The sequence below is a fragment of the Haloferax sp. Atlit-10N genome (assembly GCF_003586325.1).
In the GTDB taxonomy this organism is placed as follows: domain Archaea; phylum Halobacteriota; class Halobacteria; order Halobacteriales; family Haloferacaceae; genus Haloferax; species Haloferax prahovense.
On the sequence record NZ_PSYX01000189.1, the window covers coordinates 1 to 434 of the forward strand.

The 434-nt window shown below is 61.1% G+C and carries 1 pseudogene; it reads left to right on the forward strand.

Annotated features, from left to right (window positions below):
• Positions 1-434, forward strand: a pseudogene (locus tag C5B91_RS21810) (ISH3 family transposase); the annotation flags it as partial.

The window sequence follows — 434 nt, forward strand, 5'->3', positions numbered from 1 at the left end:
CTCGACGTCCTTCCCCAGCAGGTGGAGGTCTGCGCAGACCTCCACCTGCGGCCCTACTACGGCGACGAAGACGATACAGACGGCCTGTATCACTCACAAGCGAAGCGTGGAACCACCGCGTTCCACGCGTACGCGACACTCTACGCGCGCGTGAAGAACAAACGCTACACGCTGGCGGTGCGCCGTCTCGAAGACGGCGACACCGCCAGCAGTGTCCTCGCAGAGTTCCTCGGTATTCTCGACGGCCTTGACCTCGGTGTCAAGGCCGTCTATCTTGACCGCGAATTCTACGACAGCAAGTGTTTGACGCTGCTTCAGGCGCACAACCACGCGTACGTCATGCCGATCGTCCGCTGGGGACGGACGACCAAGCGAGAACTCTCAGAAGGATGGAGTCGCGTGATTCAGCACAGTCTGCCAGCGAAACTCGACGG